This window comes from Micromonospora sp. MP36 (assembly GCF_008119785.1).
Classification (GTDB): Bacteria; Actinomycetota; Actinomycetes; order Mycobacteriales; family Micromonosporaceae; genus Micromonospora.
Genome location: NZ_VSFA01000054.1, coordinates 41,196 through 47,488, shown reverse-complemented (window position 1 = coordinate 47,488; position 6,293 = coordinate 41,196). Strand labels below are relative to the sequence as shown.

Here is a 6,293-nt window from a genome sequence, read left to right as displayed (position 1 = left end):
GCGCCGGGCACTTTTACTACGTTACCTCACCGTCTCTGCCGTGTCAAACCGTGTGTCCCGGTCTGTCGTGCTTCATACGGTTGGCGCCGCTGAGCTCGCGCAGCAGCGTACCGCTGCGCTTGATCATCGGATTTGGCAGGCCGGCCGCCGCGGTGCCCGCGAGCTCGTCCGTTTCCCTGCCGGTCGACAACCTTACCCGGTCGGTTCCGCTCCGCCAAATCCGCCCTGCGGCGTTCTCGGCGAGCCCCGCCCGGCCAGGTCCCGAAGGAGTCAACCGTCGCAACCTGATCGTCAGTGCCGCGCTCCGGCCTCCAGGACTTTCGCCCTGTTTCGTCCGTTCCGCGCTGGCAGAGAGAAAGTTACGCGTCTGCGGGTTTGATCGTCAAATCCGGGGACGGCGTCCCGCGTCACATCATCATCGAGCGGCTATCTTCCCTGTTCACTGACCATCTGGACGACGCCGCAGGCTGATCCCGGGCAGAAACAGGTCGCCGGCAGCGACATTCCGCGGTGCGTCGGCCCGCAGCATCGACCTGCCGCCGACGCCTGCGCCCGCATCTCGCCAGGGCCGTGGCCCCGCGATCGGGACCGTTCAGACGGCGGGACCGCTGCTGCGGCGGCGAGCCGCGAGCCAGCCCCGGATGCCGAGCACCCCCACGGTGGTGCCGATCGCCAACGAGGCCGCGATCAGCAGCGCATGCACCCAGAGGAAGCTCGTGGGGGCGCCCTCGCCGACCGCGCCGGCGGACCAGGCGCGTGGGTCGTTCCAGATGGCGACCGCGAACCTCGGCCAGATCACCCAGGTCCACACCCCGACCCCGAGCAGGAACAGCGACCAGCCACGCGACAGCACCATGGCAGGCCAGTATGCCAGCGGCGCCAGGCCGGCGATCCGATCCGCCGCCCCCTGACCGAGGGAAAAGGGGACACGGCGGCAAGGGCAAGAACACGGGGAGCAGATGGCAGTGCGACCGCGACAAGCGGGCCGGCGCCGACGACGAGGGTGGTGACGCCAGATCAGCGACGGGCGGCCCGGAGCGTACGGAAGGTCAGGGAGTAGCGCAGGGCTGGTACCGGCGGGATGCTGTGCTGCCAGGCGGACCGGGCCGCCCCGGTCAGGACGTACCCGGACCGGGGCGCCAGCTCCAGCTCGTACACCCGGCGGGTCTCCCCGCTGCCGCGTTGGAACCGCAACAGACACGCGGAGCCCAGCGACAGGCCGACCACGGTCGGCCCGAACGCCGGCGCGTCGCGGTGCCAGCCGATGACGGAGTCCGGCGGGTAACGGGTGATCAGCGTCTGGGCCAGGTCATCGGGAGCGAGCCCGGCGAGGCCGGCGCAGCGCTCGCGGACCCAGTGCAGCGCCACCGGCAGGGCCTCGGTGGCGGTGAGCTGGAACGAGTCGTAGTCGTAGTCGAAGCCGAAGTGCCGCACGGTGCGCCGGGCGATCTGCCCGTGCATCCGGACCTCGCCGAAGTCGAGCGCGTCGAGGGCGGTGAGCAGGGACCGTTCCTCGTCCTCGTCGACCAGCTCCGGCTGGTAGCTCAGCCCCGCCGGCCGCTCGTGGATCCCGCGCATCCTGCCCACCAGCCGACCGTAGCGGCGGGCCGGCCCCGCCTTGGGTGGAAGCGGGGCAGCAGGCCCGCCCCACCCCGACGGCGTCAGAAGCAGGTGACGGCGCCGCCGATGGCCGGGTTCGCCCGGTCGTGCCGGTGCAGGGTGCCCGACGGATCCGCCATGGCGCCGCCCCAGATGGCGCAACCCGTGCCGACGTACCCGTAGACGGGGCCGGCGGCGTAGAGCCGGTTGCCGTCGTCGACCGAGAAGGAGGGCATCAGCTCCGGGTCGAGGTACACCTGGGTCCGGGTGAGGCTCCCGAGGTACGCCGGCTTGAGGGTGACCGTGCACCCGTACCCGGTGAAGGGGTTGTGCAGCAGGTGGACGGTGCCGAGCCGCTCGCCGGTGACCGCGTTCCGGATGGGGTCCTGGTCGACGCTGACGAAGCCGGGTCCGCAGAGCCCCTGCGGCGGGTACGGGTTGACCGCTGCCGCCTGGGCCCCGGGCCCACCCAGCCCGACCAGCCCGACCAGCCCGGCCGCCACGATCCCGATTCGTCGAATTGCCCGCTGCATCTGCGCTTCCTTTCCTCGGCAGGTGGGGTGCGGGACCAGAATCGTGGGAACCGTCGACCGGCCGAATGTGTCCGGCGAACACTTTCGAACCCGTTCTTGATGTGCCGCCCGGCAGGTCCACCCATCCCGACCTGCGGAAGAGCTCCTCGTCCGGCAGCGGCCCCGATTATGAGGAATCTCGCAGAAACGGGAAATGATGAACCGAAAATTGCGCTGATGTTTCAGCGATTCGACGCGTGGGCAGTGTTTCCGTCGGCGACGACGACATCGGAGGTGGGTCATGCAGCCGTTCAATCCGTGGCTCTGGCGGGACCCGTCCGCACTGGCCGGCGGCTACGACCAGACCGGCCCGGACGATGTGCCGCGGCAGCGCTCGGCGGGCGACGACGGCCCGGATGCACCCGGCCCCGGCACCCCGATCGACCTCACCGGCTACCGGGTGGAAGCGACGGACGGCCGGATCGGGTCGGTCGACCAGGCGAGCGAGGAAGCCGGCGCCCAGTACCTCGTGGTGGACACGGGGCCGTGGATCTTCGGCCGGAGGGTGCTGCTGCCGGCGGGCACGGTGGCCCGGGTCGACCACCTCGAGCGCACGGTGCACGTGGACCGGACCCGGGAACAGGTGAAGGACTCGCCGGCCTTCGACCCGGACGACTTCGGCAGCCCGGAGCACCGGGAGCAGGTCGGCAACTACTACGCGGAGAGCTACCGCTGGGGTTGAGCTAACCTGTCGGCATGGTCCGGCCGAGCACCCTGGCCCCGGAGACCGAGGACGGTCTCCGGACGGCTGCCGCTCCGGTTCTTCCGGCCCGTGTCGACGACGGTCGGGAGCAGATCCTCGACGTACTCCGTGCCGGTGGGTTGCGGTTCCGCGCCGGCGGGCGATGGCGGTTCGCGCTCTGACGAGCCGATTCCACTGATCCGGGCATCGTCCCGGCTCTTCCCGCGCCCGCGCGTCCTCCACCGTTTCCTCGGCACGAAAGGCGTACCACCATGTCCGTAGCACGGATGCTCACCGGCGACCGCCCGACCGGGCGGCTGCACCTAGGCCACTACGTCGGCAGCATCGCCAACCGGGTGCGGTTGCACCAGCGGTACGAGAGCTTCTTCATCATCGCCGACCTGCACATGCTCACCACGAAGAACACCCGTGGGGACATCGAGCAGGTCGCCGGCAACGCCCGGGAGATGGTCACCGACATCCTCGCCGCCGGCGTCGACCCGGCCCGCGCCACCTTCTACCTCCAGTCGGCGATCCCCGAGGTCGGCGACCTGAACACCCTCTTCCAGAACCTGATCACCGTGCCCCGGTTGGAGCGCGTCCCGTCGCTCAAGGAGATGGCCCGGGACGCCGGCAAGGAGGAGATGCCGTACGGGCTGCTCGGCTATCCGGTCCTCCAGGCCGCCGACATCCTCTGCGTGAAGGGGCAGGTCGTGCCGGTGGGCCGGGACAACGCCGCGCACGTCGAGGTGACCCGGGAGGTCGCCCGGCGCTTCAACCACCTCTACGGCGAGGTCTTCCCGGTGCCGGAGCTGATCATGTCGGACACGCCCGCCCTGGTCGGCACCGACGGCCAGGGAAAGATGAGCAAGAGCAAGGGGAACGCGATCGGCCTCTCCGACGACCCGGCGACCGTCCGCCGCAAGGTGATGGGGATGTACACCGACCCGAACCGGGTGCGCGCCGACGTACCCGGGACGGTGGAGGGGAACCCGGTGTTCGCGTACCACGACGTGTTCAACCCGGACCGGGCGAAGGTCGAGGAGCTGAAGGCGCGCTACCGGGCCGGCCGGGTCGGTGACGTCGAGGTCAAGGAGGAACTGGCCACCGCGTTGAACCGGTTCCTCGACCCGATCCGGGAGCGGCGGGCCCGCCTCGAGGCCGACCGCGGCCGGGTCGACGAACTGATCTTCGAGGGCACCGAACGGACCCGGGCCGAGGTGCACCGCACCCTGGTCGAGGTCCGCCGGGCGATGGGGTTGACCAGCGTGTACACCCAGGTGCGGCGGCGGGCTGAGCGCTACCGCAAGGCCGTCGCCACGCCGGCCTGAGTTCCCGCGTACGACCTGACGGCCGGCCCGGACGAGCGCTTGCGCCGCCCCCGGGTCGGCCGGTTAGGCTGCTGACATGGCCAGCGCGCACGCCCACCAGCCGACGTCCTCCGACGTCCAGGTCGGCGTGCTGCGACGCCGGCGGTCCTGCGACCGCCTGCGCTGAGCACCTTTCTCTTGCGACCGGCGGATCGAGCCGCCGGTCATCGCCGAACGTCCTCGGTCCGCCCGCATCCCCGTCAGGAGATCCGCGTGAGGCGGATCCGAGCGAGATCGGCGTACCCATGGATCTGGAGAAACTGCTGACCGACCGGCTGGCGCCGGCGTTCGAGACGGTGGCCGGCGTACCGGTGGATCCGGTCGTGCGGCGCTCGCAGCGCGCGGACTTCCAGTCCGACGCGGCGCTGGCGCTGGCCCGGCGGCTCGGCCGGCCGCCGCGGTCGATCGCGGCGGAGGTGCTGGACCGCGCGGAGCTCGGCGACCTGTGCGCCGCGGCGGAGGTGTCCGGGCCCGGCTTCCTCAACCTGACCGTCGCGGACCGTGCCCTGGGCGGCCTGATCGCCGCGCTGGCCACCGACGCCCGGCTCGGCGTGCCGACGGCGGCCGAGCCGGAGACCGTGGTGGTCGACTACTCGGGGCCGAACGTGGCGAAGGAGATGCACGTCGGGCACCTGCGGTCGACGGTGATCGGCGACGCGGCGGCCCGGCTGCTGGAGTGGCTGGGGCACCGGGTGGTCCGGGCCAACCACCTGGGCGACTGGGGTACGCCGTTCGGCATGCTGATCGAGCACCTGGCCGACCTGGGCGAGGCCGAGGCGGCGCAGGAGCTGTCCATGGGGGACCTGGACGCGTTCTACAAGGCGGCCCGGGCCAAGTTCGACGCGGACGAGGCGTTCCAGGAGCGGTCCCGGCAGCGGGTGGTGGCGTTGCAGGGCGGCGACGAGGCAACGCTGCGGCTGTGGCGGCTGCTGGTCGAGCAGTCCGAACGCTACTTCCTGACCGTGTACGACCTGCTCGACGTGACCCTGACCGAGCGGGACTTCCAGGGCGAGAGCAGCTACAACCACCTGCTCGCCCCGGTGGTGGCGGACCTGGATCGGCTCGGGCTGCTGCGGGAGAGCGAGGGCGCGGCCTGCGTCTTCCCGCCGGGCTTCGCCGGGCGGGACGGTGAGCCGCTGCCGCTGATCGTGCGCAAGTCCGACGGCGGCTACGGCTACCCGGCGACCGACCTGGCCGCGATCCGGCACCGGACCGGGGGGCTGGGCGCGACCCGGCTGCTCTACGTGGTGGGCCTGCCGCAGCGCCAGCACTTCGAGCTGGTGTACGCGGCCGCGGCGCAGGCCGGCTGGCTGACGTCGCCGGCCCGCGCGGAGCACGTCGGGTTCGGCTCGATCCTCGGGCCGAACGGGCGGATGCTGCGCAGCCGGTCCGGTGAGTCGGTGAAGTTGGTGGCCCTGCTGGAGGAGGCGGTGGCCCGGGCCACCGCGCTGGCCCGGGAGCGGAACCCCGAGCTGGGCGAGGCGGAGGCGGCCGAGGTGGGCCGGGCGGTCGGCATCGGCGCGGTCAAGTACGCCGACCTGTCCAGCGACCGGCACAAGGACTACGTGCTGGACTGGGAGCGGATGCTGTCGCTGGACGGGAACACCGCGCCCTACCTGCAGTACGCGTACTCCCGGATCCGGTCCATCTTCCGGCGCGCCGGGGCGGCGGCCCGGCCGGACGCGGCGGTCTCCCTGGTCGAGCCGGCCGAGCGGGCCCTCGCCATCGAGCTGCTCGGCTTCTCCGGGGTGGTCGCCGAGGTGGCGCGGAGCCTGGAGTTCCACCAGCTGGCCGGGTACCTGTACCGGCTGGCCGCCGCGTTCAGCGCCTTCTACGAGCGCTGCCCCGTGCTGCGGGCCGACGGCGAGCTGCGGGAGAGCCGGCTGCTGCTCTGCGACCTGACCGGCCGGGTGCTGCGGCAGGGGCTGTATCTGCTCGGCATCCGGACGCCGGAGCGGCTGTGACGAAATCAGCCGTTCGGCGGCACTTCCGCCTGGAAACGGCCACGTACCCTCCAGGTGTCTTGCGCAGCCCGATCCCAGGAGGAAGTTCTGTGGGCCGCCGTCTCAC

The 6,293-nt window shown here is 71.7% G+C and carries 7 protein-coding genes; 4 read left to right on the top strand and 3 right to left on the bottom strand.

Annotated features, from left to right (window positions below; translation table 11 throughout):
• Window positions 1-592: 592 nt before the first annotated feature.
• The 3 genes from FXF52_RS27100 to FXF52_RS27090 form a co-directional block, all read right to left on the bottom strand.
• Entirely contained in the window at window positions 593-856 is a 264-nt protein-coding gene (locus tag FXF52_RS27100) for an SCO4848 family membrane protein (RefSeq protein ID WP_148801161.1), read from the bottom strand.
• A 161-nt stretch (window positions 857-1,017) separates the two neighbouring features.
• Complete coding sequence (locus FXF52_RS27095) at window positions 1,018-1,578, bottom strand: alpha-ketoglutarate-dependent dioxygenase AlkB (protein WP_148801163.1); 561 nt, start codon at window positions 1,576-1,578, stop codon at window positions 1,018-1,020.
• An 83-nt stretch (window positions 1,579-1,661) separates the two neighbouring features.
• Window positions 1,662-2,132 carry a hypothetical protein gene (locus tag FXF52_RS27090; protein ID WP_148801160.1) on the bottom strand — a complete coding sequence of 157 codons (471 nt, stop codon included), beginning with the start codon at window positions 2,130-2,132 and terminating at the stop codon, window positions 1,662-1,664.
• Window positions 2,133-2,412: 280 nt separating this feature from the next.
• Here FXF52_RS27090 and FXF52_RS27085 point away from each other — a divergent pair, with 280 nt between their 5' ends.
• The 4 genes from FXF52_RS27085 (at window position 2,413) to argS (ending at window position 6,187) form a co-directional block, all read left to right on the top strand.
• On the top strand, window positions 2,413-2,853 hold the full coding sequence (locus FXF52_RS27085) for a PRC-barrel domain-containing protein (RefSeq protein WP_148801159.1): 441 nt from the start codon (window positions 2,413-2,415) through the stop codon (window positions 2,851-2,853).
• A gap of 14 nt (window positions 2,854-2,867) precedes the next feature.
• On the top strand, window positions 2,868-3,035 hold the full coding sequence (locus tag FXF52_RS41850; protein WP_187413721.1) for a hypothetical protein: 168 nt from the start codon (window positions 2,868-2,870) through the stop codon (window positions 3,033-3,035).
• 90 nt (window positions 3,036-3,125) lie between these two features.
• Entirely contained in the window at window positions 3,126-4,184 is a 1,059-nt protein-coding gene (trpS, locus tag FXF52_RS27080; protein WP_148801158.1) for a tryptophan--tRNA ligase, read from the top strand.
• 284 nt (window positions 4,185-4,468) lie between these two features.
• On the top strand, window positions 4,469-6,187 hold the full coding sequence (gene argS, locus FXF52_RS27075; RefSeq protein WP_148801157.1) for an arginine--tRNA ligase: 1,719 nt from the start codon (window positions 4,469-4,471) through the stop codon (window positions 6,185-6,187).
• Window positions 6,188-6,293 lie beyond the last annotated feature (106 nt).

Excerpts from the sequence above, each read along its gene's own strand:
- FXF52_RS41850 (WP_187413721.1), top strand. The coding sequence starts at position 2,868 with ATGGTCCGGCCGAGCACCCTGGCCCCGGAGACCGAGGACGGTCTCCGG.
- FXF52_RS27100 (WP_148801161.1), bottom strand. The coding sequence starts at position 856 with ATGGTGCTGTCGCGTGGCTGGTCGCTGTTCCTGCTCGGGGTCGGGGTG.
- argS (WP_148801157.1), top strand. The coding sequence starts at position 4,469 with ATGGATCTGGAGAAACTGCTGACCGACCGGCTGGCGCCGGCGTTCGAG.
- FXF52_RS27095 (WP_148801163.1), bottom strand. The coding sequence starts at position 1,578 with ATGCGCGGGATCCACGAGCGGCCGGCGGGGCTGAGCTACCAGCCGGAG.
- FXF52_RS27085 (WP_148801159.1), top strand. The coding sequence starts at position 2,413 with ATGCAGCCGTTCAATCCGTGGCTCTGGCGGGACCCGTCCGCACTGGCC.
- trpS (WP_148801158.1), top strand. The coding sequence starts at position 3,126 with ATGTCCGTAGCACGGATGCTCACCGGCGACCGCCCGACCGGGCGGCTG.
- FXF52_RS27090 (WP_148801160.1), bottom strand. The coding sequence starts at position 2,132 with ATGCAGCGGGCAATTCGACGAATCGGGATCGTGGCGGCCGGGCTGGTC.